Origin of the sequence: Salicola sp. Rm-C-2C1-2, from assembly GCF_040196175.1 — a bacterium.
GTDB lineage: Bacteria > Pseudomonadota > Gammaproteobacteria > Pseudomonadales > Oleiphilaceae > Halospina.
The window spans coordinates 687990-711720 of record NZ_JBEFNF010000001.1 but is presented as its reverse complement, the minus strand read 5'-3'; the positions used below and the strand labels follow the sequence as shown (position 1 = coordinate 711720).

Below are 23731 nucleotides of genomic sequence, written 5' to 3'. Positions count from 1 at the left end.
GGGTTGCATACTGTTACAACACAGAACAGACGGAACTATGTCGCCGCCCTACCGTCGGGGGTCCCAACAGACCAAAGTGGACTTCCGGGTGGTTGCTCTCGAGAATGGTTTCGAGGCTGTTAAACAGCAACGCAACAGCGTGCTGTTCTCCATTGCACGCACAGAGGAACGGGAAAACAACTTCAAGTGGGTTTGCCCAATCGATCAACTCAGGACACAGCTCGTTGGGCTGAAGTCCAGAGACTTCACCATCAACAATGACAATGATTTGAAACATTATGACATCGGCACCATCAAGGGCGATGTGGGCGAGGAACTTCTCAAAAAAGCTGGCGTACCCCAATCCAGAATGTCTTACGGCAATGAATACAACAACCTGACCAGGCTAATCAACGGTCAGACTGACCTCTATGTGGTCAGCATGGACAATGTCGCCTCCAGCTGTCAGAACCGCGCCTGCGATGTGTCGCAGTTTAAGCCAGTCTACACGTTGAAAGTCACCGACCTTTGCTACGCCCTCAATAAGGCCACAGCAGACTCAGTCGTAGGGCAGCTACAGACGGCACTTGATGAACTGCACGATAAGGGCAGGGTTGAGGCCCTTAAGGACAAATACACCACAGGGCGTTAGCCGCTTATGCAATACGTAAAATCCGAAAAACTCAGTTGCCAGCTCCCTCTACTTTCTCTAGTATTCGCTGCGCTTGGCGGCAGGGCTTAACCGTTGCCAGACCCACAACCGTTCCCGATTCCATAATAATACCAAGGCTGAACGGCTTTTGGTGCGGCCGTTCCAGCGCTGCCTGATGGCCGGCAACCCAACGCAAAATCCAGCAATACAAAGAGGGCTCTACTCTTGAAACACAGACTTCTTACTTTATTGGTTCTGATGGCGAGCACGACGCTCGTCGCATGTCTCGACGAGGGCAGCACCAGCAACAGCGATCAAGACAACAAAAAAGGAAACGATGTCAGCGTTGCCGGCATTCCGGAATTCGCCAACATCGCACACCGCGGCGCTTCCGGCCATGCACCGGAAGCCACCGCGCCCGCGTTCGGCCTTGCTCAAAGCATCGGCGAGGTTGACTACCTGGAACTCGATGTCAATCTCTCTAAAGACGGCGAGCTCGTTGTCATTCACGACACCACGGTGGACCGAACGACCGACGGCTCCGGCAAGGTAAAGGACCTCACGCTTGAAGAAATCAAAAACCTTGATGCGGGATCCTGGTTCAACGACGAATACCCCGAAAAGGCAAGCCCCTACTATAAGGGTCTTGAAATTCTGACCCTGGATGAGGTCATTGATCGTTTCGGTGTTAACACGAAGTACTACATTGAAACCAAGTCGCCGCAGATGTATCCCGACGCATTCGAGCAAAAGCTGGTGGATACCGTTGAGAAACACGGGCTGGTCAAGCGGGACAATGTTGTGCTGCAGTCGTTCCAGCCGAACAGCCTGAAGAAAATGCACAAGATGAACGCGGATATCCCGCTGGTCCAACTGGTCTACTATTGGCCCAAAAAAGACGAGGATGGCAACCGCACGCGTGACGAAATCACTGACTGGGTAAGCGGTTTACCGGCACCAGCAGAATTCGAAGCTTCTGATTTTGAAGCAATCAGCGAGTATGCGGTTGGTTTGGGTACCAACCACACGTATGGTGACCGCAAAATGTTCTCACCTTCTTTCGTCCAGAAAGTCCATAATGCGGGTCTGCTCGTGCACATCTACACGATCAACGATAAGAACACCATGAACACCCTCATTAATGACTACGAAGTTGACGGGATCTTCACAAACTTCCCGGACCGGCTTGCGCAACTCCAGCCGATTGACTGAACCCAGCAGGCGCCGCCTGGCCTCCAGGCGGCGCCTGCGCCCCTCCCAAGCTTGTTTCCCCGCTGCTGTCACATGACACACTCCCCCTGCCTGACACGCCACCTATAGTGCGCTACGCTCACTGGCGTAAGCTCACATGTCTTTTTACGGAAAAAACACCATGGATGTACGTCGCATCGGCTCGCTCTTGCTTGGCCTTGCCTTGGCTTTCTCCCTTTTTGCTCAAGCTCAAGCTCAGACGCAAAAGGTCCAGGTTGCGGGTTATCGCTTTCCACCTTTCGTAATGATGGAAAATGGCGGGCACACCGGGCTGACTCTTGAGGTTATTGAAGCGCTTAATGACATACAGACGCAGTATGAGTTCGAGTTTTTCCTAACTTCCTCAAAACGACGTTATCTGGATCACAAAAAAGGATTTTACGATCTCATTCTCTTTGAAGACAGGCGCTGGGAATGGCGGGATCGTCCGGTATCCGGCACGCGCGTCATTGCCCGCGATGAAGAAGTGTTTGTTGCGCACAGCCGCCAGGCTCACGGTGAGGATTTTTTTCAGGATCTGGAGGAGCGGCAGATGGTGGGCATGCTTGGGTTTCACTATCAGTTCGCCAACCATGTGACGGATACGGGCTTTCTGGACACAAAGTTCGATATGCTGCTGTCAAGCAGTCTTAAGAGGAATCTCAAGTTAATCCGCCTGGACCGGCCTTCGCTGGCCGAGGTCGCCGTTGTGCCGCGTTCGTTTCTTAACCTGTATCTGAGCCGTCACCCCGACGCCCGCCAGCATCTAACAGTCAGTGACCGCGTGGATCAGGTCTATCAGCTGCGGGCTCTGGTGCGGGACAGCAGCCCGATACCAGTCGAATCACTGGATCGGCTGCTGGGCCAGCTGGAAAAAAGTGATCGATTGACCGCGCTGAGACGCAAATACCATTTGCCCCCCATGGATAAAGATACTGACGCTCGATCTCAATGATTTGAGTCCATGAACGTACTTCGATGACGGCACGACCCTACCCGGGTGAATAAATGCCATAATCCCATGAAAATTCAACGGTTGCACCTGACGGGGCCCTAATGGCTGACACTGAAAACCAACGCCTTGCTGTCATGATCGACGCGGACAACGCCCAGGCCTCCTTCTGCGCCGAGCTGCTAGCGGAAGTAGCGCGCTTTGGCGTCGCCAGCGTCAAACGCGCCTATGGCGACTGGACTACTACGAACCTGAAAGGCTGGAAGGAACACCTGCTTAAGCATGCCATACAGCCGATCCAGCAGTTCAGCTATACTACTGGTAAGAATGCCACCGACTCCGCATTGATCATTGATGCCATGGACCTACTCCATGAAGGCAAGCTGGATGGCTTCTGCCTGGTCTCCTCCGACAGTGACTTCACCCGCCTTGCAACCCGGATCCGTGAATCAGGACTGACGGTGTACGGGTTTGGTGAGCGCAAAACGCCCGAGCCTTTCGTTTCGGCCTGCGACAAGTTCATCTACACTGAGATCCTGAGAAACCGGACCGATGTGGACGAGCCGCAGCCGGTCGATACCGCACAGACCACTGACCTCCGTGACATTCTCATCCCGGCGGTAAACACGGTCTCCAAGGATGATGGTTGGGCGCCGCTTTCAGCCCTCGGTGATTACCTCAACAAGAAATACCCTTCTTTTGACTCGCGCAACTATGGCTACGAAAAGCTCGGGCAGCTGATGAAGTCACTGGATTACATTACAGTGGATGAGCGCAAGCCCCAACCGGACTCTCCGATCAGCCACCTTTTTGTGAAAGCCAGCCTCTGAGCGCGGTCCATCACTCCTGCCCGCTTGTCCGCGTGCTGTCCATGCTGCCGAATGCCTGCTGCTGGAGCTCGCGGAAACTTTCCTCAAAGTACCGCACTACACGGTCAGGGGCATGCACCATGTTGGCGTCTGAGATAAGGCCGAACTGGACCGTGCCTGCATAGCTCAGAATACTCAGTCCCACCCCGAGATGACCGGACCGCGGCACCCAGAACAGCGGCTGAAGGGTCTGTGCCCCGGCAACGGTCAACGGCGCGGGCGGTCCCGGAAGGTTGGTCAGCACCCATGATGATTTATTGCTGAGCGTGTCGAGCGCGAACTTCTCAAGCGCTGCTGGGCCATAACTGAACATCTCCAGTAACCCGAAGGTGATCTGCGGCTGGGAGGATGCCTTGGTTTCTGACAGAGCCTGTTTCACCTTCTTGAAGCGCTTGATTGTATCCGGCTCATCCAGTGGCATTTCAACCAGAATCAGCCCGAAGCGGTTACCCAGTAAGCGCACAGGCTCATCCTTCGGACGCAGATTGAAGGGCATCGTGATATGGATGTTGCCCTTGATGTACCGATCCGCCTCGCTGAGATACCGCCTGAGCGCGCCCGCGACAGCAGCAACCAGCACATCATTGACCGTTGCCTCCAGCTGGTGTGCAAGATCCTTGACCACTGCCAGTGACAGGGGATCAGCCCAGGCCACATGTTTAAGCCCGGAAAGCTCGGCATGCAGGCGGGTGTCCGGGTCCCGGGGCATCAGTCCAAGATGAGCCACTTCCCCAACAATCTGCCGGCCCTCCTCGAACCAGTGCGTAATATGCTCAGGATGGCGAGCAAGCTCCATGCCCTCTTCGAACAGTTCATGACCCAGGTGGACGCCCTGCTCAGCCAATCGACGCATGGATCCGGTCAGGGATCTGACCAGACCACCAGCGGCCAGCTGGTCCACATCACCGGCTTCCTGCGTTCGATTATAGGCCTGTTGATGGCGGCAAAGATTGATCTGGTTCAATCATCGCGAACAAAGCGTACTGCTCAGAGCGTTCAGCGACTTCCTGTTATCCGGCACAACGCGTCCAAACCGGCTGGACATTGCCAACATTACTCAAGCAACATCAGCACGCCTTAACGTGTCCCGGGCAGACTGAAGAGGAATCTGATTGCTTGAGCCTTGAAGTAAAACACCGTGAGTGCTTTATTTGCCAGGTATGTCCCGAGACTGATGCACGCCTGCAACTTGTCAGCTCGGGGAAGGGGTTCATTTCGACGTCCGCGTTGGCGGACGAAACCAGCCAGAGCAAGGAGAGAACATATGGCCCGCCTGATCGCCGCAGCCTTATTGGTAACTGCTTTTTCGGCGGTGGCGGATCCCTTACCCGAGTTACACATCTACACTGAACACCAGGAGCCCTATAACTTCATCGATCAGGACTAGATGCCCGCTGAATTGAAGGGCATTGGCGTGGAACTGCTTGAAGAAATGCTCGAACGGGCCGGATCCGATCAGGACAGCGCGGACTTCAGGGTGGTCGCTCTGGCGAATGGGTTTGAAGCCATCAAACAACAACAGAACGGCCTGCTGTTCTCAATAGCCCGCACCCAGGAACGCCCCCACTTCAGATAGGTATGCCCGGTTGACGAGCTCAAGACACAGCTCGTCGCCCTCCTGTTCAGTTGTTCTTTCCCCGATGACGCACCAGCGCTTTGCGATACACCGCAGGTTACATGGTTCTGCTACGCTGACCGAAATTTACGCCGTTAAGGTATCTCAATGTCCGAAGACCCTCTTAAGGTCCTGTCTGATCTGGCCAGCGAGGCTCATGCCCGTATCCAGCAGGCGCATGAGCACATCAACCCGGTTGTGGAAGTCCGCCAGGGAATGCGTGACAGTGGCATTCCGGCGGATGTCATGACCATTGACTGCCTGCGCACACGCCGTCGCATTGTTCTGATACTGCACGATGAGCAGCCCGGCACCCTGCTCTTTGAATTCATAGGCCTTGACGAGGAGCCCGGCGGCCCCTTCCGCAGCATCCCCCTCAACGAAGTGGACACGGATACATTATTTGACTGGATGCAGGACTACTTCTCCGACTGAGCATCCATTCCCTTCACAATCTTACGGTCTGTAGCGAATTGTATTTCGTAATCAACGCTCTCCGGGATATCGTTTATACTCGGTCTAACCTTGATGGCTTGAAGCCAGTCCACTTGCCGCCGCAGGCTGTTGATGATACGCAAGACCACAGTCACAACCCTGATCGTGCTCGTGATGATGGCCACGGCGTCTGCACGGGCCGGAGAGCCAAAAGAGCTTAACCTACACGCCTCCAACAGCGACCTGGGGATGGGAGGCCTCAAGCGGTGGAATTTCCGCACCACGATGAATGGTGCCCTCGATCCGGCCGATGATGCGGAGAAGGGCCACGCCCGGACGGAGTCCAGAACGCAGCTGAAACTGGACCGGTTCCTTTTTTCAGGCCGCATGGACAATGTCAGCGTCCGGTTCGGCCGCCATCAGGCTGCCAGACAGGGCCTTCTTCTCGATGGGGATACCGACTGGGACCTTTCCGCCACAAGTGAACTTCACCCGCTGAACAGCGATGTCTCGGTTTTCGCTGTCAGCGCTGGCGAAGCACCCGATACCGTCCGTGAAATGCAACTCTCCGGCGATACGCCCTGGTATACCGGGGGTGTCTGGGAATCGACACTGCCCATTGCCGGGTCCGATACAACCTTCTGGGCAGGCTATGTGGCCGGCTCCCGGAGTTCCCGGGTGAGGCACCAACAGGGCTACTCGTTTGGAATCCAGAGTGCCTGGAACCACACCGGCTGCGTCTGACACTGGAACGGGCAACCAGCCGGCGCTCCGCTCTTGGCCAGCGCCCGGACCATAAGGCCTCGGATACGGCGCACACGGCGGCCCTCCGGTACCGCCCGAAGACCCACCTGCCCTTTCTGGGTTGGGAGTGCGGAGCAGAGGCAAAGCATGTAGGCGATGCCTTCCATACGCCAGGCAACCCGTCCGACGCCGGCAGTATCTGGGCGGTGAGCTGCAGTGGCAGGCGCTGTCTCCCCCACAACCGCACGGGCCTGGACGTTAGCCTCAGCTTCAGCGCTGACAGCCACGAATCCCGCTTCGATCGTGGCGGCTCACTGGACGATTATCAGGTGCTGCTTTCCATCAGCTCCGGCAGTGAGGGCGGTAGCCGGATCTGGTAGCCCCCCAGTCGCGTTTTGTGATCCGTTTAACGGTTGATAGAGTACAAAGCACCTACCAACCAACAGGACACTGATTACCGATGAAAAAAACCATTGCCGGCATTGTATTGATGACGGCCACCGGCGCCGTAATGGCGAATCCGGAGCTGCCAGAAGAATATGCCTACCTGGGCATCCACGGGACCCAGTTCTTCCATGACACCAACGGTCAGCGTCAGGACGGTGCCGACTTCGACAGTGCCCTGCAGCCCGGTCTCCAGATCGGCTACCGCTTCCAGTCCGACTGGTCCGTACAGGCACTGTATGAGACCGGCGAACTTGACCGGGAACAGGCCAGCGGTGAGACAGATCTCGACACCGCAGTGATCGAGGGCCGCCGCCATTTTGGCAGCTTTGACCTGGCCGGGTTCGAGCCCTATGCCGGGATTGCCGTCGGGCACCATGAGTTTTCCGCCAATGGCAGCGACGACACTGAAACCCTGACCGGCATCGGTGTGGGCGTTCAGCGTGCGGTCGCAAGCAATGTTTTCATCGATGTGGGCGCGCGCCACGACTTCATCCTTGATAACAGCCGCCAGGATACGAAGGTCTATCTGGGTGTGAACTACGCCTTTGGCACCGGCGGTGACGAACCGGCTCCGACCCCCCAGCAGGAGCCCGCCAAGCCGCAGGACTCGGACAATGACGGCGTCCCCGACAGCCGTGACGACTGCCCTGACACACCCACCGGCACCCCGGTGAATGACGCGGGCTGCGCCATTGAGCGCGACTCCGACAATGACGGCGTAACCAACCGTAACGATCAGTGCCCGGACACGCCGGAAGGCGCGAAGGTCAATGATCAGGGCTGCCACGAAACGCTCAAGGAAAGCGTGCGCGAGACTCTCAATGTGCGCTTTGAGACCGCCAGCGCCAACGTCACTGAGGGTTCCCTGCCGGAGATCCGCGACGTGGCCGAAGCCATGCGTGAGTTCCCTGAAAGTACCCTGGTACTAGAAGGCCACACAGACAGTGTTGGCAACGCAGAGGCCAACCGGGCCCTTTCCCAGCGCCGCGCGGAAGCCGTCAAGCAGATCCTCGTGGAGGAAATGGGCATCGACGCGGAGCGGGTGAGTGCTGAAGGCTACGGTGAATCGCAGCCGGTTGCTAACAACGACACCGCTGAAGGCCGTGCCAGGAATCGCCGTGTGGAATCCGTTCTGGAAGCCAGCCGGGAAGTCCAGCAGTAAGCGGCGTTTCCACCGCATCCCTGGATGACCCCCGGAGCCGGCCCAGCCGGCTCCCGTTCTTGCTCCCTCCTCCTCGTCCCTTCCTTCCGACCATTCTCTACCACCAGCAGACGACGCCGTGATGACCTCTGGACGGCATGCGTTCGTACGCGTTACACAGAAGGTGCACGGAGCTGCCCTGAAACCCAGAGAAGAAGAGAGGATTACCATGACCCAACCCGTTGTTGCGGATAATAAGCCGATGAAGGTCAGCCTTACGGCTGGCGAGAGCTACATGTTCTGCGCCTGTGGCCGGTCTGAAAGCCAGCCATTCTGCGATGGTTCCCACAAAGGCACAGGCATTACACCCGAGAAGTTCACCCCTGAGGAAAGTGGTGATGCGGCGCTGTGCTGCTGCAAGCACACCAGCAACGCGCCCTACTGCGATGGCACCCACAAGCGGTTTGGTCCGGAGGATGTAGGCGCCGAAGCGCCCTGACCGGGGGCCCTGAAACAGAAAAGCCGGGTGCGGCTTACGCCACACCCGGCTTTTTTTACGTCTCAGCTCAGGCTGGGATGATCATTCCAGATCGAAGCGATCCGCGTTCATCATCTTGTTCCAGGCCTTCACGAAGTCCTGTACGAACTTCTCTTCGTTGTCGTCCTGAGCGTAGACCTCCGCGTACGAACGCAGGATCGAGTTGGAGCCGAAAACCAGGTCTACCCTGGTCGCGGTCCACTTCGCCTTGTCCGTCTTGCGGTCGCGGATCTCATACAGGTTGTCGCCGGTCGGTACCCAGCTGTAGGACATGTCGGTGAGATTCACGAAGAAATCGTTGGTCAGCTGACCTTCACGATCCGTGAATACACCATGCTTGCTGCCACCGTGGTTGGTACCGAGTACCCGCATGCCGCCGATCAGCACCGTCATCTCAGGCGCGGTCAGCCCCATGAGCTGGGTGCGGTCGAGCATCAGGTCTTCCGGCTGAACGCTGTAGTCCTTCTTCAGGAAGTTGCGATAGGCGTCCGACAGCGGCTCGAGCCACTGGAAGGAATCCACATCGGTCATTTCCTCGGTGGCATCGCCACGACCGGGCCGGAACGGCACGGCAATATCATGCCCAGCGGCTTTCGCGGCCTTTTCGATGCCCACGTTACCGGCCAGAACGATCACGTCCGCCACGCTGGCACCATTCTGCTTCGCGATCAGCTCAAGTACCTTGAGCACACGCTGCAGACGCTCCGGCTCGTTGGCGACCCAATCCTTCTGCGGCGCCAGGCGGATACGGGCACCGTTGGCACCACCGCGCTTGTCGGACTGGCGGAAGGTACGGGCACTGTCCCAGGCCGTTGCCACCATGTCGCTGATGCTGAGGCCGCTTTCGGCGATCTGCTTCTTCACCGCCTCAACATTGTAGTTCCAGCTGCCCTCGGGTACCGGGTCCTGCCAGATGAGGTCCTCGGTGGGTGCTTCCGGGCCGATGTAGCGGTCTTTCGGGCCCAGATCACGGTGGATCAGCTTGAACCAGGCGCGGGCGAAAGCATCGTCCAGCTGGTCCGGATTCTGGCGGAACTTCTCGCAGACCTTGCGGAATTCCGGATCCACTTTGAGGGCCATGTCGGCGTCGGTCATCATCGGCTTGCGGCGGATCGAGGGATCCTCCACATCCACCGGCATGTCCTCTTCCTTGATATCCACCGGCTCCCACTGATTGGCACCTGCGGGGCTCTGGACAACCTGCCACTCGTGGTCGAGGAGCATTTCAAGATAGCCGTGGTCCCACTGGATCGGGTTGGTGGTCCAGGCGCCTTCAAGGCCACTGGTCACTGTGTCACGCCCAACGCTCCGCGTGACATGGTTGTTGAAGCCGAGGCCCTGTTCCTCTACGTCTGCGCCTTCGGGTGCCGGACCAACGTTGTCCGGATCGCCATTGCCATGGCATTTACCAACAGTGTGTCCGCCAATGGTCAGGGCAACGGTTTCCTCATCGCTCATAGCCATTCGCTGGAACGTAACGCGCACATCCTGCGCCGTCTGCGCCGGGTCCGGCGTGCCATCCGGGCCTTCCGGGTTGACGTAGATCAGACCCATCATCACGGCCGCGAGCGGGTTCTCGAGGGAGTCCGGGTTACGGTCTTCGTCGTAGCGGCTGTTCTCATTGTCACTGGTGGCGAGCCATTCCTTCTCGCTACCCCAGTAGGTTTCCTTTTCAGGGTGCCAGATGTCTTCGCGGCCGAAGGAAAAACCAAAGGTCTTGAAGCCCATGGATTCGTAGGCAACGTTACCCGCCAGGGTGATCAGGTCGGCCCAGCTCAGGCGATTGCCGTACTTTTTCTTGATCGGCCACAGCAGGCGGCGTGCCTTGTCAAGGTTACCGTTGTCGGGCCAGCTGTTGATGGGCGCGAAACGCTGGTTGCCGGTGCCCGCACCACCGCGGCCATCGAATACACGGTAGCTGCCCGCAGCGTGCCAGGTCATGCGGATCATCAGGCCGCCATAGTGGCCCCAGTCTGCGGGCCACCAGTCTTGGCTGTCGGTCATCAGGTCCATAACGTCCTGCTTGACCTGATCGAAATCGAGCTTGCGGACTTCTTCGCGATAGTCGAAGTCCTCGCCCATCGGGTTGGTCTTGGTGTCGTGCTGATGAAGGATGTCCAAATTCAGGCTGTTCGGCCACCACTCCATGACATCGTCATTCACATGGGTATTGCCACCGTGGACAACGGGGCACTTACCGCCGCTTTCGTTTCCGCTCATAGATCTCTCCGATCGTAACTGTAGTGTTGAATGAAGCAGGTCCACTCAAAACGACCGCCCCCGGGCCTGTTTGAACCCGGTGCGACGTCATCGACGTGTATACTATACGACATTCACCGGGGCTCTTGCCCCATTATCATCAGTTGCATTTGTTGACCATTTCAATAGGTTCTTTTTATGAGCATCCCGGCCTGTCGATGGCGGCTAACTCATGCGCCTGAGGGTGCCGTCACGCCGCACAAACTGATGGTAGAAAACCACCGCAATGTGGGCGAGCGTCAGGCCCAGAAGCACCCAGGCGGTGATCGAGTGAAGGTCGCCAACGGCATGTTGCTCCTCCGTTCATGGATGACCGTTGATCGCCTCACTCTTCATGATCCACAACCATCATGCAACCGATGATATCAACGCCCTGTGACACTGCGATGATCAGGGCTCCCAGACCCGGAACCCTTCCTTCGGGAAGTGCAGATGCAGCACACCCGTATCATCATTCTCTAGCCTGAGGATACTCTCATTCGCACTGGAGGCCACGAGGGTGCCGACGACCGGATCCCGGGCGTAGTCGTCGGGCGCAATGGATACCTGCTTGCCCAGCAGTGGGTCTTCCCCTTTCATATTGACCGGTCGGGGTTCCGCATCGCGGGCCTTCGCCAGCGCAGTTTCCTGACTCAGCTCGCGCGCCGCTCCGTGGCCGAACGCCTCGATCCGGTCCATCCAGGCGTTCACGCTCGGATACCCCTTCATTACGAGATGTTCCGCAAGATCCCTCACATACCAGAGCCCGTGGTAGGCCGAGAAGTCGGCGATGCAGGGGGTGTCTCCGAAGAGAAAGTCCCTCTCAAGCATGCCCTCCAGCCGCTCCAGATGCTCGCGGATCTTAGCCCGGGCCTGCTTCGGTTTCATGGCGGAAACCCTGGCGGTGCGCCCGATTGATACCCGGTCCTTCAGAAAGCGCAGGGCGTTGAGCGTGGACGTACGCTTCGCCAGCTTGACCATCATCCCCGGCCCACTGAACCCAATGACACAGGCCAGAAAGATTTCCAGGTCCGCTTCCCGGACGAAGGCCTGCACCGCCTCGCTGCTGTGCTCCAGCACCAGTTCGGGCCGGTTGCCCCGTGCAGCGATCTCCCGGGCAATGACGCGGGTATCGCAGAACACGTCCGCGCCATCCTGCGCCACCGGAATCTTTCGGTAACCGCCGGTCAACGCTTCCAGATTCGGGCGTGGCGGCATCTCGCGCACCGTTACGGATTGCCAGCCGAGGCCAGCATAGCCAAGCATGGCTCGCACCTTTTCCGAGAACGGTGACATGGGGTAGTGATGGAGTATCAGATCAGCCATGACAATGCCTTTTCTGTCCGTGATTGAGGAAGCCCGAGCCTAGCCAATCCACACCGACGAGGCCAGGCCCGCGCGCCGGCACCAGTGCGTCACTGTGCACGCCGGACTGTTCTCCGAACCCGCGACTGGCGTATTCTTGAATCCTACGGAAACAGCAACCGACACCTCACTCCTGACGCTCAGCAGACCGGTGACGCTGGCACTGGCCATCGTGGCCCTCTGGCTTGGTGTTCGCCTCAACCTCTGGACCGGGATGTTGCACCGATAGAATGTGCCGCCGACGGTCGCGCACTCGCACTGCTATTCGGCCTGGCTGAGCGGCCAGAGCCCGCTTTACAGGCACGTGGGCGGCAGCATCTCACTGGCCGGCGGCCATGGCACACCGCTCACCTGGGGCCAGCTTTTCGCGTATAATTCCGGCCTCTCTGATGCGTGCACGCTGGGGATGTCCTTCGCCACCTTCGGGCTGATACTGGGTGGTCTGGTACGCGCCAGTCGGGGCCTGAATTATCCGCCGCTACGGACTCGCACCCGGTGGAACGGAACCATGCGTCGCCAGCCTAGCACCGGGCACTGCGTCATCTTACCTGATCCATGTGAGGTGCGTTGCTGATCGACATCGCCAATGCCACCCTGATACGAATGCTTCTGGGCTCAGGCTCGTTCTCATGACTATACTGATGCGATAATCTCGGTCTCTTTCCACGCCGCAAAGACACCGATACAACCGGCGGAGACAATGCCATGACCACATTGACCATCAACGGAACCAACCATGAGCTGGATGTCCCGGACAACATGCCACTGCTCTGGGCAATCCGCGACATCGTCCAGCTCACGGGCACCAAATACGGGTGCGGCATGGCGCTGTGCGGCGCCTGCACCGTTCACCTCGATGGCGAGGCGATCCGCTCATGCACCACGACCGTGGGCAACGCGACCGGTGGCAACATCACCACAATTGAGGCCATGAGCTCTGACCCCATCGGTCAGCAGGTTCAGAACGCCTGGCTCGATCTGGGAGTGGCCCAGTGCGGTTACTGCCAGGCGGGCCAGATCATGAGTGCCACGGCACTGCTGAAACAGAACGACGACCCGTCCGAGACCGAAATCCAGGACGCAATGAACGGCAACATCTGCCGCTGTGGCACCTATAACCGCATCCGCCACGCCATCCATCAAGCCGCCGACGCGGTGCAGGAGGAGGCCTGATCATGACGCAGGAAGACGATTCACTGATGATCGCAAACGTCAGCCGCCGGCGCTTTCTTGGCGGCATGGCCGGTGCTTGTGCCCTGGTTCTGGCGGCACGCTGGGACATGGCTCTGGCCAGCGAGGATGATAAACAGTACGGCGCTGCCGGCATGCCCGGTGGCTGGGTGGATGACCCCAATGTCTTCATTCAGATCGACCCCAACGGCGCGGTAACCATCATCAACCACCGGTCCGAAATGGGCCAGGGCATCCGGACCAGCCTGGTAATGGTTGCAGCGGACGAGCTCGGCGCCGATTGGGACCGGGTAGCCGTCCAACAGGCGCAGGCAGATCAGAACCGCTATGGCAATCAGAACACCGACGGCTCGCGCAGCATGCGCCACTGGTATGATCCCATGCGCCGCGCGGCCGCTTCCGCCAGGATGATGCTGGTGCAGGCGGCTGCCAATGAATGGGGTGTTGCTGCTTCCGATTGCAAGACGGGTGTGCATCAGGTCATCCATACCCCCTCCGGCCGTACTCTGGGCTTTGGTGACCTCGCACAGCCAGCCCGGCAACTGGATGTACCGGAGCGCAGTACCTTGCAGCTCAAACCGATTGATGCCCACCGCTATATCGGCCAGGAAGCCGGACCAGTGCGTGGGCGTGATGCCGCCAACGTTGAACGCCCCAAGGCCATTGATGGCGAAGCCATTGTTGAAGGTACCGCCACCTTTGGCGCGGACGTCCAGTTCGACGACATGGTCCATGCCGTGATCGCAAGGCCGCCGGTACTTGGCGCCACGGTTACTAGCGTTGATGACAGCGACACCCTGAAAGTGGCTGGTGTTAAAAAAGTGGTTACTCTGGACACCAACAGCGAGCCCGCCGGTTTCAAGCCGATGGGCGGCGTGGCGGTGATCGCCAGCAACACCTGGGCCGCCATGCAGGGGCGTGATGCCCTGAAGATTGATTGGAATACCGATGCGGCGGGCGATAATGCCCGGTACAACACCGACGAGTATCGTCGATCGCTCGAGGAAGCCGCCCAGTCCCCGGGTAAGGTGATCCGCAGCAGTGGCGATATTGAGAATGCTCTCAACAGTGCGGAGCAAACGCTTAACGCGACCTATTACATGCCGCACATGGCTCAGGCGCCTATGGAGCCGCCGGTGGCTGTTGTTCGACTGAAAGAGGGTAAGGCGCAAGCCTGGGCACCGATCCAGAACCCGCGCGCTGGCCGCGAGGGCCTGGCCGGCATCCTGGGGCTGGATAAGGCGAATGTCACCCTGAACGTGACACTTCTTGGGGGCGGTTTTGGCCGCAAGTCCAAACCCGACTATGTACTCGAAGCCGGCTTTCTGGCGAAGGCAATGGAAGGGCAGCCGGTCAAGGTTCAGTGGAGCCGGGAGGATGACGTTCACCACGCCTATTTCCATGCTCTCTCTGTGGACCGGTTCGAAGGCAGTCTGGACGCCAATGGTAAGGCCACCGGCTGGCGTCACCGCACGCTGTCCCCGACCATTACCTCTCTTTTCCAGGAGGATCCGGAACACAAGGGCGGGTTCGAACTGGGCATGGGCTTTAACACCATGCCGTTCGACATCCCCGCGATCCAGCTCGAGAATCCAGAGGCGACGTCCCATGCGCGTATTGGCTGGTTCCGCTCGGTCTACAACCTACCCCATGCATTCGCCATCCAGAGCTTTGCGGCTGAAATGGCAGAAGCGGCAGGAAAGGACCACCGGGACTACCTGCTGGAGCTGCTGGGCCCCGCGCGCCAGATCAACCCCCGCCATTTTGGTGACAAGTGGAACTACGGGGAGGACCCTGCGGTCTACACCATCGACATTGGCCGAATGCGCGGCGTGATCGAAAAAGTGACGGCTGAGGCGGATTGGGGACGTAACCTGCCAAAAGGCCGGGGCCTGGGGCTGGCGTTCCACCACAGCTTCCAGTCCTACACCGCCATTGTGATCGACGCGGAAGTGAGCAGTAACGGCAACGTAACCATCCACAACGCCGATATCGCCTTTGACTGCGGCTTCCAGGTAAACCCCGAACGCATCCGCTCCCAGCTTGAAGGCGCCTGCGTCATGGGTATCGGCATTGCCCTGCACAGCGAGATCACCTTCCGGGATGGCCGGGTGCAGGAGAACAACTTCCACCAGTACACCGTGCCGCGCATGACGCATGCGCCCGAGCAGGTGCGCACGCATCTGGTGAACAACGACCCGCAACTGCCCATGGGCGGTGCGGGTGAGCCTGGCCTGCCACCGGTAGCGCCTGCGGTGTGCAACGCCATTTATGCCGCCACCGGCGAGCGCATCCGCCAGCTCCCTGTGGCTGACCAGCTGGCCGGCTGATGCCGGCTCAACCTCCGCCCGGAAACAGGCTTGAGGGCACTGGAGTGATTGCCCTCGTGATGGCCGCTGGCGCCTCCCGGCGTTTCGGCGATGGGGACAAACGCCTCGCGCCTCTTGCCGATGGGGGCACGCTGCTGGCCACAACTGTTGAGAGCCTGCAAACAGGCTTCAGTGATGTTCGGATCGTGCTCGGCACCGGAGACACAGCGGCAGACCTTGAGCTGCCCGAGGCTGCCCGGATTATCCGGGCCCCTAATGCGGGCACTGGTATGGGCAGCAGCATAGCGGATGCTGTGCACACCCTTGAGGGGGAAAAAGCAGCGGCCCTCGCCATTTGCCTGGGCGATATGCCGTGGATCCGAGAAGGCACCCTTACAAGCCTTGTTCACCAGGCCACTGAATCCCGTATCGTGCGTCCGACGCACCAGGGTCGGCCCGGCCACCCGGTCTTTTTCGGCCGTGCTTTCTGGCCGGAACTGACACAGTTGACTGGTGACCAGGGAGGCCGCCAGGTTCTGCGCAGGCATGAGGCCTGTTACCACCCAGTCTGCGTGGATGACCCTGGAGTCCTCACCGATATTGATTACCCCCTGGCGTCAGACCGGGACATAAGCGTATAGCCACGGGCCGGGATCAAGAGGTATCCTTTCCGACCGTAATCCGAAACCAGGAACAGAGGAATACAACTCCGATGACCGAATCGAATCAGCCCTGGAACACCCCCATGCCCGACGATCAGTTCGAGCTGATGCGCGACATTCTGGCCGCGCCCAGCCCGATCGGCATCGAGGCGGCGATGACCTATGGCGTACTCAAACCCTACCTTGAGCGCGTAGCCCCAAAGGACTGGCACATTCACCAGTTCAAGGGCCACGCCGGGGTTGTTCTGGACAGCCACCCGGGGCGTGATGATCTGTTCAAGGTCATGATCATCGGCCACGCCGACAAGATCCGGATGCAAGTACGCAGCATTGGCGACGACGGTAAGATCTGGATCAACAGCGACTCCTTCTTGCCGACAACGCTCATTGGTCATGAAGTGAAGCTGTTCAGCGAGGATCCGGAAAACCCCGGCAGCTACCGCGTGATTGAAGGCGGCACAGTTGAGGCACTGGGCGCCATCCATTTCGCGGACCCGAACGTCCGCAGTGGCGACAAGGGCATCAAGAAAGAACAGCTGTATCTGGAACTACAGATCCACGGCGACAACAAGAAGCAGCAGATTGAGAATCTCGGGGTTCGCCCGGGCGACTCCCTCCTTCTCGACCGCCCGATCCGCAAGGGCTTCAGTCCCAACACATTCTATGGTGCCTATCTGGACAACGGGCTGGGCTGCTTCACCACCGCGGAAGTTGCACGCCTGATGGCTGAAGCCGGCGGCACCGAGAACATCCGTGTCCTGTACACTATGACCACCTATGAAGAGATCGGCCGTCTGGGCAGCCGGGTTATGGCGGGTGAACTCAAGCCTGATGCGCTGATCGGCGTCGACGTAAACCACGACTACAAGGCGGCACCCGGCATTGGTGACCGACGCATGAACCCACAGGAGATGGGCAAAGGGTTCACCATGTCTGTGGGCGCCATCGCCAGTGAGCAGCTCAATCGGTTCTTCGAAACCACAGCGCGCGAGCAGGCAATACCCTTCCAGCGTGATGTGGTAGGCCCTGATACCGGCACTGACGGCATGGCCGGTGTTCTAGCAAGCGTTGATTGCGCGGCGACCTCCATTGGTTTCCCGATCCGGAACATGCATACAATTTCCGAATCCGGGAACACCCTGGACGTTCTGGCGGCCATCCATGCCATCAAGGGCACGCTTCAGAAGCTCGACACGCTGGACGAGCCTCACCGTGAGTTCATGAATAATCATCCGCGCCTGGATCAGGCAAGTGCGCTTGACCATCAGGGCAGCGACAAGCCCGGCGACTCCGGCGCCTGACGCTTAAGGCGCCCGTCAGACGTGGAAGAAGCGAACCTTCTCCGTCAGGTTATCCGCAAGAGTGGCAAGATCCCGGCTGGATCTTGCCACTTCCTCAGAGCCGGAAGCTGTTTCGCCAGTCGCATCGCGGATGCGGGTGATGTTGCGGTTCACCTCCTCGGCCGCTGTACTCTGTTGCTCAGCAGCACTGGCGATCTGGGCATTCATATCGTTAATCGAGCCCATCTCCTTACGGATCCGCGCCAGCGCTGACTCCGCCTCACTGGTCTGTTCCGCGGTGTTCTGAGCCAACTCACGACTGGTCTGCATCACCTGGGTCGCATTTGCCGCCCCTTCCTGAAGCTTGTTGATCATACCACGAATCTCCTGAGTGGACTCCTGGGTGCGCGAGGCCAGCGACCGAACTTCGTCAGCGACCACCGCAAAGCCACGTCCATGCTCACCCGCCCGGGCTGCCTCAATGGCCGCGTTCAGAGCAAGGAGATTGGTCTGGTCCGCAATGTCATTGATCACCTGCGTGACTTTCTCGATCTCGGCGCTATCGCTGGATACCGACTCAACGGTACGTCCCGCATTTTCCAGTGTTTCGGCCAGATTGTTCATGCTTGAGGCTGTTGCCTGAACAACACTATTGCCGCTTTCAACCTCGTGATCGGCATTCTGGGTCGCGCCAGCGGCATTAGAGGCGTTACTGGCAACTTCCTCCACAGAAGCCGCCATTTCATTCACCGCCGCCGCCATCTGCTCAGCCTCATTCGACTGGACCTGAATCTGCTCATTATTGCGGTCTGATGTCTCACTCAGATGAGCGGAGGACTGGTTCAGCTGGTCAGCCGTGGTACGCACATCACTGATAATCTCCGCAATCCGTTGCAATGTGGTACTCAACGTTCCCATCACACTATTGGGGTAATTGGTGACAATTGACTGATCCAACTTGCCCTCAGCAAGCCCCTGGATAGCCTGCGACACGTCAGAGGGTTCGCCGCCAAGTATTGCCTTGAGATTACGGATGATCATCACAGCCACTAAAACGCTCACCACCAGCGCAAACCCCGTAACAGCGAAGATAAAGAACTGGAAGCCATGAGCCGTTTCACGGACCGCCCCAACATCGGCGCGGATAAGCTCTTCCTGGTGGTCAATGAACGCGTTAACGCGCTTGAGCCACTCCGAATAAGCGGGCGAGACCTCATCAAGCAGGAACTGTCGCGCCTGCTCCAGGTTTCCTGACTGACGTTGATCCAGCACCGTCGCGGTCACGTCCAACGCACGTTCCTGTATGTCCTGAATACGCTTCAGAAGCGCCCGCTCCTGATCGGTAGTTTTCGTCTCAGCAAACAGTTTTTCCATGGTACTGGCCGATTCGGCGTAGTAATTCTTGAGTTCACGAATGTCAGCCAAGTGCTTTTCAAGCGCCGAATCGTTCCGAACAAGCACAGCATCCCTAATAGCAATCGCGCGGTCATGCACACTACCTCGAAAATTGATTGCTTGGCGCTGCTTCGGAGAAGCGCCGTCGTTCACAGAAGTCAGGGTGCGATCAATAAAATTCACCCGCATGACGCCTATTACGGCAATCACCAACATCAGAGCGACGACGGCACCAAACCCCAGACTCAGGCGCTGCGCCATGGTCAGATTGAACTTCATTGAGCGATCTCCAGCGTTTTAGCGTCTTAATATACATCTTTGAACTAACAGTAATCTACGGCCCGGTATCTTGAATCGATTACAGTACCGCGTAACGCTTTGTACTTACGCTTCAGGATACGCCCACGCATCACAAAGCACTCTGTTACCAAACCCTCCAGCCGTGAGAATTGGCTTTTGGCAGTGGAGCTGGGTAACAAAAACGGTAGCATCGGCCTGTTGGTCACGCTTAACCTGCTGGAATTCGAGACTATGTCGATGCCTTCAGCGGTTTATGGCGTACTGATGTTCTTCTTCGGCTTTCTGTTAACCTTATATGGACGTAAATACATCCCGCAGCCAAGTCCGGCCACCGCCTGATGCATAACAGGTAGATGTGCCCCCTGCGGGACCATTCCGGATCTGCAAGGAGTTCCTCCATGCCCACCATCGAATTCCAGTGCCGCAACGGCCTCACCCTCAAGGGCACCATCGAGTTACCGCCGGGCGGGATCTGGCAGGCCACGGCTATCTTCGCCCACTGTTTCACCTGCGGCAGCCAGGTGCGCGCGGCGCGCACCATCACCGCCGCACTCGCCGGCGCCGGCTTTGCGGTACTGCGATTCGATTTCACCGGACTGGGGGAAAGCGAGGGCGAATTCACGGAAACCAATTTCTCCAGTAATCTCGACGACCTCGAAGACGCCGCCAGCTGGCTCAGCGAGCACTACGCCGCCCCCCAGCTCCTGGTTGGCCACTCCCTGGGCGGCTCCGCCGCCCTTGCCGTTGCCGAACGCCTCGACAGTGTGCGCGCCATCGCCACCATTGGCGCCCCGGCAAGCCCGGATCACGTGCTCAAACAGTTCGGCAAAGACCTGGAGCGCATCGAGGAAAACGGCAGTGCGGAAGTCGACCTGGCCGGCCGTCCTTTCCGCATCCGCAAGGACTTTATCGACGATGCCCGCAATCACAACCTTACTGACCGACTCCACAACCTGAGGCGTGCCCTGCTGGTGATGCACGCGCCGCATGACCGCACCGTAAGCATCGACAACGCCGAGCAGATCTACACCGCCGCCCTGCACCCCAAGAGCTTCATCAGCCTGGACGACGCGGACCACCTGCTCTCGCGCCGGGCAGACGCCCAGTACGTCGCCCAGGTCGTCTCCGCCTGGGCCGCCCGCTTCCTGGAGCCTGAAACCACACCTGCCCCGGAAGGCGCGCGCGTTACCGGCCGCACCGAGGACGGTTTCCTGTGCCGTATACAGGCTGGTCCGCATGAACTGGTAGCGGACGAACCCAAGAGCAACGGTGGTACTGACAGCGGGCCCGACCCTTACGGACTACTGGCATCGTCACTGGGCACTTGTACCGTCATGACCATCAACATGTATGCGCGCCATAAGGAACTGGCGGTGGAGCGCGTCACCTGCGAGGTTTCCCATCGCAAGATCCACGCGCAAGACTGCGAAGCGTGTGAGACGGAATCCGGGAAGGTGGATGAGCTGGTGCGCCACATCGCCATCGAGGGTGACGTAACCGAAGAGCAACGCCAGCGCATGTTCCAGATCGCCGGCCGCTGCCCAGTGCACCAGACCCTCAACAACGAGATCCGGATGCACGACGAGTTGGTCGAGTAAGTCCAGATGTGTCTCAGGAATGAGAGGCTTTGGTGGGAGGGGAGGCGGGTAACGCTCTCCGGGAATCGCTATGAATCCATCCATGGACGCTGCCCGGTCGCCATCCCTGGCGACCGGGCTTCCCTCCGAGCGTTACCCGCCTCCCCTATTCAGACCTGATGGGTGTCGCTAACGCCACTCTGCCAGCCGAACCGGAACCCGCCTGGCACCCCAACGTCCGGGATCCCCATCAAACACCCCGGCACACTGGGTACCGCAGTTCGTGCAGTGACCGTTGGCCGTCAGATTCCAGTCACTGAGCACAAACCAGTCACGCCCAATCAGCTTTTGCCCGCAATGGTGACAGTAGGTGCTACCGCCCACCTCGTCGTGCACATTACCCGTATACGCATAACGGACGCCATTGTGCATGGCGATTTCCCGAGCCCGCGCCAGCGTCTCGGGCGGCGTCGAGGGGTAATCCATCATCTTGAAATCCGGATGGAATGCCGTGAAATGCATCGGAATATCCGGCCCCAGATGCTCAACCACCCACTGGCTCATCTGCTCGATTTCCTCGCTGGAATCGTTTTCCCCGGGAATCAACAGATTGGTCAGCTCAAACCACACGTCCGTCTCTTTGTGCACGTATTCAATCGTATCCAGCACCGGCTGAAGCGCGCTGCCCGTTATCTTGCGGTAAAAACGCTCAGTAAACGCCTTAAGGTCGAAATTAACCGCATCCATATGCCGGAAGAACTCACGGCGCGGCTCGTCACAGATGTAGCCAGCCGTTACCGCCACCGCCTTGATGCCACGCTCATGGCAGGCCTGGGCCACATCAATCGCGTATTCGTGAAAGATGATCGGATCATTGTAGGTGAAGGCGATGCTGCGACAGCCCAGGTCCTCGGCAGCCCGTGCGATGGTCTCCGGCTCCGCCTGGTCCGCCAGCGTATCCATCTCGCGGGACTTGCTCATATCCCAGTTCTGGCAGAACTTGCAGAACAGGTTGCAGCCGGCAGTGCCGAAAGACAGAACCGAGCTTCCCGGCAGATAGTGATTCAGGGGCTTCTTCTCGATCGGGTCCACACAGAACCCACTGGAACGGCCATAGGTGGTCAGCACGATCTGATCATCATGGCGGGCGCGCACAAAGCACAAACCCTGCTGGCCTTCCTTCAGCTTGCAGGCGCGAGGACACAGATCACACTGGATACGGCCATCGTCCAGCTGGTGCCAATAGGCCGTCGGGAAACGGTCGCTGGAAATCGTAACACCCATGGTTTCACCTCCCGGTACTGGCGTTATACTTCGAGTATAGGGGCCCATCGAGGGCATTGAACAGCCTTGTGGATGGCCTGGACCGCCCCCATATTGGCAATAGAATGCAGATCCCGAGGAGGTGCAGCATGGAACATACGGTTCGGCCACCAGCGGTTTCAGGGCTCTTCTACCCAGCAGAGCGCGACGTGCTTCAGCAGCAAGTAGCCGGCTACCTAGATCAGGCGGGCACCCAGGAAACGCCACCGCCCAAGGCACTGATCGCCCCTCACGCCGGTTACCCGTTCTCAGGGGCGGTAGCAGGCGAGGCGTACGCACCGGTGCGCGCTATCGCGGACCGCATCACGCGGGTCATCCTGCTCGGCCCGAGCCATCGAGTCCCCTTCCTCGGGGTCGCGGCCAGCAGGGCGGAGTTTTTCGCAACGCCTATGGGCAATGTGCGGGTTGATCAGGGGACGCAGGCTGAACTGGTAGCGCAACGGTCGGATGTGGTCTATCGGGACGATGCCCATAAGCGCGAACACGGCCTTGAGGTGCATCTACCGTTCCTGCAGGCACTTCTGGACGATTTCAGCGTTGTGCCTCTGGTAGTGGGCGAAGCCTCGCCAGAGGATGTGGGCACACTGCTGGATTCCTTATGGGGCGGTCCCGAGACGCTGATCGCCATCAGCTCGGATCTGAGCCACTTCATGGATTACGACAGCGCCGTGCGACGGGACAGGTCCACCTCCGAGGCCATTGAGAACCTGGCTTACGAGGAAGTCCGCGATGGCGATGCCTGCGGTCGCCACCCGATCAACGGCCTGCTGTGGCTAGCCCGTCAGAAAGGGCTGGAGGGCCGCATCCTGGATCGGCGCAACTCAGCGGATGCCGGAGCCTCAAAAGACAGCGTTGTAGGGTATGGCGCTTATGTCTTCAACTGAAACCTCGATCACGCCTGCAAACCGGCAGATGCTGCTGACACTGGGCCGGGACAGCATCCGGGAGGGACTTGACAGCGGCCACGCCCTGGCGGTTGATCCGCAGCAATGGCCCGAGGTACTGCAGCAAAACGGGGCTAGTTTTGTCACTCTGAATCGCCTTGATGGCAGTCTGCGAGGGTGTATCGGGACCCTACAGGCGCATCAACCACTGGTGGCAGATGTAGCGGAACATGCCCATGCCGCCGCTTTCAGGGACCCGCGCTTCCCGCCGCTGGCAGCGGACGAATTTGAGAAGGTGTTGGTGGCGCTTTCGATACTCTCGACGCCGCAAGCCCTGCCAGTCACCTCCGAGGCGGAACTGCTGGCAAATATAAAGCCCGGCGAGGATGGACTCATCCTCGAGGAAGGGGCCTATCGGGGAACCTTCCTACCCACGGTCTGGGAGTCACTGCCCGAGCCCCTGGACTTCGTGCGCCAGCTCAAGCGTAAGGCCGGACTGCCTCCGGATTACTGGTCGCCAACACTGACCATCCGGCGCTACCACACAGAGTCCTTCGGTGAATATGAAAGCTGAATCGGCGCCATAAAGGCAAAACGCTCTTCTG

The 23731-nt window shown here is 58.9% G+C and carries 25 protein-coding genes and 1 pseudogene; 20 read left to right on the top strand and 6 right to left on the bottom strand.

What is annotated here, in order from left to right; genetic code table 11:
* The first annotated feature begins 37 nt into the window (after positions 1–37).
* The 4 genes from AAF659_RS03285 to AAF659_RS03270 all read left to right on the top strand — a co-directional run bounded on the left by AAF659_RS03285 (position 38) and on the right by AAF659_RS03270 (position 3643).
* The gene (locus AAF659_RS03285; protein ID WP_349750265.1) at positions 38–631 is read left to right on the top strand and encodes a substrate-binding periplasmic protein; all 594 of its coding nucleotides are present in this window, start codon (positions 38–40) and stop codon (positions 629–631) included.
* A 225-nt stretch (positions 632–856) separates the two neighbouring features.
* Entirely contained in the window at positions 857–1843 is a 987-nt protein-coding gene (locus tag AAF659_RS03280; RefSeq protein ID WP_349750264.1) for a glycerophosphodiester phosphodiesterase family protein, read from the top strand.
* Positions 1844–2003: 160 nt separating this feature from the next.
* Positions 2004–2816 (top strand): hypothetical protein, encoded by an 813-nt coding sequence (locus tag AAF659_RS03275; RefSeq protein WP_349750263.1) that lies wholly within the window; start codon positions 2004–2006, stop codon positions 2814–2816.
* Between the two features lie 101 nt (positions 2817–2917).
* Positions 2918–3643: an NYN domain-containing protein gene (locus AAF659_RS03270; RefSeq protein WP_349750262.1), complete on the top strand. Its 726-nt coding sequence runs from the start codon at positions 2918–2920 to the stop codon at positions 3641–3643.
* Between the two features lie 10 nt (positions 3644–3653).
* On the opposite strand, the gene AAF659_RS03265 is transcribed toward AAF659_RS03270, so the two are convergent.
* Positions 3654–4646 (bottom strand): WS/DGAT domain-containing protein, encoded by a 993-nt coding sequence (locus tag AAF659_RS03265; protein ID WP_349750261.1) that lies wholly within the window; start codon positions 4644–4646, stop codon positions 3654–3656.
* A 300-nt stretch (positions 4647–4946) separates the two neighbouring features.
* On the opposite strand from AAF659_RS03265, the gene AAF659_RS03260 reads away from it, so the two are divergent.
* The 7 genes from AAF659_RS03260 (at position 4947) to AAF659_RS03230 (ending at position 8563) form a co-directional block, all read left to right on the top strand.
* Positions 4947–5069 carry a hypothetical protein gene (locus AAF659_RS03260; protein WP_349750260.1) on the top strand — a complete coding sequence of 41 codons (123 nt, stop codon included), beginning with the start codon at positions 4947–4949 and terminating at the stop codon, positions 5067–5069.
* Complete coding sequence (locus tag AAF659_RS03255) at positions 5070–5258, top strand: hypothetical protein (protein ID WP_349750259.1); 189 nt, start codon at positions 5070–5072, stop codon at positions 5256–5258.
* A gap of 147 nt (positions 5259–5405) precedes the next feature.
* The gene (locus AAF659_RS03250; protein ID WP_349750258.1) at positions 5406–5732 is read left to right on the top strand and encodes a hypothetical protein; all 327 of its coding nucleotides are present in this window, start codon (positions 5406–5408) and stop codon (positions 5730–5732) included.
* A gap of 132 nt (positions 5733–5864) precedes the next feature.
* The gene (locus tag AAF659_RS03245; protein ID WP_349750257.1) at positions 5865–6476 is read left to right on the top strand and encodes a hypothetical protein; all 612 of its coding nucleotides are present in this window, start codon (positions 5865–5867) and stop codon (positions 6474–6476) included.
* A gap of 206 nt (positions 6477–6682) precedes the next feature.
* The gene (locus tag AAF659_RS03240) at positions 6683–6856 is read left to right on the top strand and encodes a hypothetical protein (RefSeq protein WP_349750256.1); all 174 of its coding nucleotides are present in this window, start codon (positions 6683–6685) and stop codon (positions 6854–6856) included.
* Positions 6857–6936: 80 nt separating this feature from the next.
* Entirely contained in the window at positions 6937–8085 is a 1149-nt protein-coding gene (locus tag AAF659_RS03235) for an OmpA family protein (protein ID WP_349750255.1), read from the top strand.
* Between the two features lie 208 nt (positions 8086–8293).
* The gene (locus AAF659_RS03230) at positions 8294–8563 is read left to right on the top strand and encodes a CDGSH iron-sulfur domain-containing protein (protein WP_151439221.1); all 270 of its coding nucleotides are present in this window, start codon (positions 8294–8296) and stop codon (positions 8561–8563) included.
* Between the two features lie 81 nt (positions 8564–8644).
* On the opposite strand, the gene katG is transcribed toward AAF659_RS03230, so the two are convergent.
* The 3 genes and pseudogenes from katG to AAF659_RS03220 all read right to left on the bottom strand — a co-directional run bounded on the left by katG (position 8645) and on the right by AAF659_RS03220 (position 12166).
* A complete protein-coding gene (gene katG, locus AAF659_RS03225; RefSeq protein WP_349750254.1) occupies positions 8645–10822 on the bottom strand; it encodes a catalase/peroxidase HPI in 2178 nt (725 codons plus the stop codon).
* A 204-nt stretch (positions 10823–11026) separates the two neighbouring features.
* A pseudogene (locus tag AAF659_RS15070) lies at positions 11027–11143 on the bottom strand (cytochrome b/b6 domain-containing protein); the annotation flags it as partial.
* 108 nt (positions 11144–11251) lie between these two features.
* Positions 11252–12166, bottom strand: coding sequence for a glutathione S-transferase family protein (locus AAF659_RS03220; protein ID WP_349750253.1), 915 nt, complete (start codon positions 12164–12166; stop codon positions 11252–11254).
* A 271-nt stretch (positions 12167–12437) separates the two neighbouring features.
* Between AAF659_RS03220 and AAF659_RS15065 the strand changes: the two genes are divergently transcribed.
* The 5 genes from AAF659_RS15065 to AAF659_RS03200 all read left to right on the top strand — a co-directional run bounded on the left by AAF659_RS15065 (position 12438) and on the right by AAF659_RS03200 (position 17668).
* A complete protein-coding gene (locus tag AAF659_RS15065; RefSeq protein WP_502949184.1) occupies positions 12438–12779 on the top strand; it encodes a sodium/glutamate symporter in 342 nt (113 codons plus the stop codon).
* A gap of 131 nt (positions 12780–12910) precedes the next feature.
* Positions 12911–13378 carry a (2Fe-2S)-binding protein gene (locus tag AAF659_RS03215; protein ID WP_349750252.1) on the top strand — a complete coding sequence of 156 codons (468 nt, stop codon included), beginning with the start codon at positions 12911–12913 and terminating at the stop codon, positions 13376–13378.
* Between the two features lie 2 nt (positions 13379–13380).
* Positions 13381–15726, top strand: a complete 2346-nt coding sequence (locus tag AAF659_RS03210) for a xanthine dehydrogenase family protein molybdopterin-binding subunit (RefSeq protein WP_349750251.1) — start codon at positions 13381–13383, stop codon at positions 15724–15726.
* Positions 15726–16346: a nucleotidyltransferase family protein gene (locus tag AAF659_RS15060; protein WP_502949183.1), complete on the top strand. Its 621-nt coding sequence runs from the start codon at positions 15726–15728 to the stop codon at positions 16344–16346. Before AAF659_RS03210 ends, AAF659_RS15060 begins: the two co-directional genes overlap by 1 nt.
* Before the next feature lie 71 nt (positions 16347–16417).
* Positions 16418–17668, top strand: a complete 1251-nt coding sequence (locus tag AAF659_RS03200) for a M20/M25/M40 family metallo-hydrolase (protein ID WP_349750249.1) — start codon at positions 16418–16420, stop codon at positions 17666–17668.
* Positions 17669–17683: 15 nt separating this feature from the next.
* Here AAF659_RS03200 and AAF659_RS03195 read toward each other — a convergent pair whose 3' ends face one another.
* Entirely contained in the window at positions 17684–19321 is a 1638-nt protein-coding gene (locus AAF659_RS03195) for a methyl-accepting chemotaxis protein (RefSeq protein WP_349750248.1), read from the bottom strand.
* A gap of 177 nt (positions 19322–19498) precedes the next feature.
* On the opposite strand from AAF659_RS03195, the gene AAF659_RS03190 reads away from it, so the two are divergent.
* Positions 19499–19681 carry a hypothetical protein gene (locus AAF659_RS03190; RefSeq protein ID WP_349750247.1) on the top strand — a complete coding sequence of 61 codons (183 nt, stop codon included), beginning with the start codon at positions 19499–19501 and terminating at the stop codon, positions 19679–19681.
* 59 nt (positions 19682–19740) lie between these two features.
* Positions 19741–20940, top strand: a complete 1200-nt coding sequence (locus AAF659_RS03185) for a bifunctional alpha/beta hydrolase/OsmC family protein (RefSeq protein ID WP_349750246.1) — start codon at positions 19741–19743, stop codon at positions 20938–20940.
* A 168-nt stretch (positions 20941–21108) separates the two neighbouring features.
* On the opposite strand, the gene amrS is transcribed toward AAF659_RS03185, so the two are convergent.
* Positions 21109–22203 (bottom strand): AmmeMemoRadiSam system radical SAM enzyme, encoded by a 1095-nt coding sequence (amrS, locus tag AAF659_RS03180; RefSeq protein WP_349750245.1) that lies wholly within the window; start codon positions 22201–22203, stop codon positions 21109–21111.
* 128 nt (positions 22204–22331) lie between these two features.
* Between amrS and amrB the strand changes: the two genes are divergently transcribed.
* A complete protein-coding gene (gene amrB, locus AAF659_RS03175; RefSeq protein ID WP_349750244.1) occupies positions 22332–23126 on the top strand; it encodes an AmmeMemoRadiSam system protein B in 795 nt (264 codons plus the stop codon).
* Complete coding sequence (gene amrA / locus AAF659_RS03170; protein WP_349750243.1) at positions 23113–23700, top strand: AmmeMemoRadiSam system protein A; 588 nt, start codon at positions 23113–23115, stop codon at positions 23698–23700. The genes amrB and amrA overlap by 14 nt, the downstream gene beginning before the upstream one ends.
* The last annotated feature ends 31 nt before the right edge of the window (positions 23701–23731 follow it).

Coding starts and splice junctions, on each gene's coding strand:
- AAF659_RS03285 (WP_349750265.1), top strand. CDS start 38: ATGTCGCCGCCCTACCGTCGGGGGTCCCAACAGACCAAAGTGGACTTC.
- AAF659_RS03275 (WP_349750263.1), top strand. CDS start 2,004: ATGGATGTACGTCGCATCGGCTCGCTCTTGCTTGGCCTTGCCTTGGCT.
- AAF659_RS03270 (WP_349750262.1), top strand. CDS start 2,918: ATGGCTGACACTGAAAACCAACGCCTTGCTGTCATGATCGACGCGGAC.
- AAF659_RS03260 (WP_349750260.1), top strand. CDS start 4,947: ATGGCCCGCCTGATCGCCGCAGCCTTATTGGTAACTGCTTTTTCGGCG.
- AAF659_RS03255 (WP_349750259.1), top strand. CDS start 5,070: ATGCCCGCTGAATTGAAGGGCATTGGCGTGGAACTGCTTGAAGAAATG.
- AAF659_RS03250 (WP_349750258.1), top strand. CDS start 5,406: ATGTCCGAAGACCCTCTTAAGGTCCTGTCTGATCTGGCCAGCGAGGCT.
- AAF659_RS03245 (WP_349750257.1), top strand. CDS start 5,865: ATGATACGCAAGACCACAGTCACAACCCTGATCGTGCTCGTGATGATG.
- AAF659_RS03235 (WP_349750255.1), top strand. CDS start 6,937: ATGAAAAAAACCATTGCCGGCATTGTATTGATGACGGCCACCGGCGCC.
- AAF659_RS03230 (WP_151439221.1), top strand. CDS start 8,294: ATGACCCAACCCGTTGTTGCGGATAATAAGCCGATGAAGGTCAGCCTT.
- katG (WP_349750254.1), bottom strand. CDS start 10,822: ATGAGCGGAAACGAAAGCGGCGGTAAGTGCCCCGTTGTCCACGGTGGC.
- AAF659_RS03220 (WP_349750253.1), bottom strand. CDS start 12,166: ATGGCTGATCTGATACTCCATCACTACCCCATGTCACCGTTCTCGGAA.
- AAF659_RS03215 (WP_349750252.1), top strand. CDS start 12,911: ATGACCACATTGACCATCAACGGAACCAACCATGAGCTGGATGTCCCG.
- AAF659_RS03210 (WP_349750251.1), top strand. CDS start 13,381: ATGACGCAGGAAGACGATTCACTGATGATCGCAAACGTCAGCCGCCGG.
- AAF659_RS15060 (WP_502949183.1), top strand. CDS start 15,726: ATGCCGGCTCAACCTCCGCCCGGAAACAGGCTTGAGGGCACTGGAGTG.
- AAF659_RS03200 (WP_349750249.1), top strand. CDS start 16,418: ATGACCGAATCGAATCAGCCCTGGAACACCCCCATGCCCGACGATCAG.
- AAF659_RS03195 (WP_349750248.1), bottom strand. CDS start 19,321: ATGAAGTTCAATCTGACCATGGCGCAGCGCCTGAGTCTGGGGTTTGGT.
- AAF659_RS03185 (WP_349750246.1), top strand. CDS start 19,741: ATGCCCACCATCGAATTCCAGTGCCGCAACGGCCTCACCCTCAAGGGC.
- amrS (WP_349750245.1), bottom strand. CDS start 22,203: ATGGGTGTTACGATTTCCAGCGACCGTTTCCCGACGGCCTATTGGCAC.
- amrB (WP_349750244.1), top strand. CDS start 22,332: ATGGAACATACGGTTCGGCCACCAGCGGTTTCAGGGCTCTTCTACCCA.
- amrA (WP_349750243.1), top strand. CDS start 23,113: ATGTCTTCAACTGAAACCTCGATCACGCCTGCAAACCGGCAGATGCTG.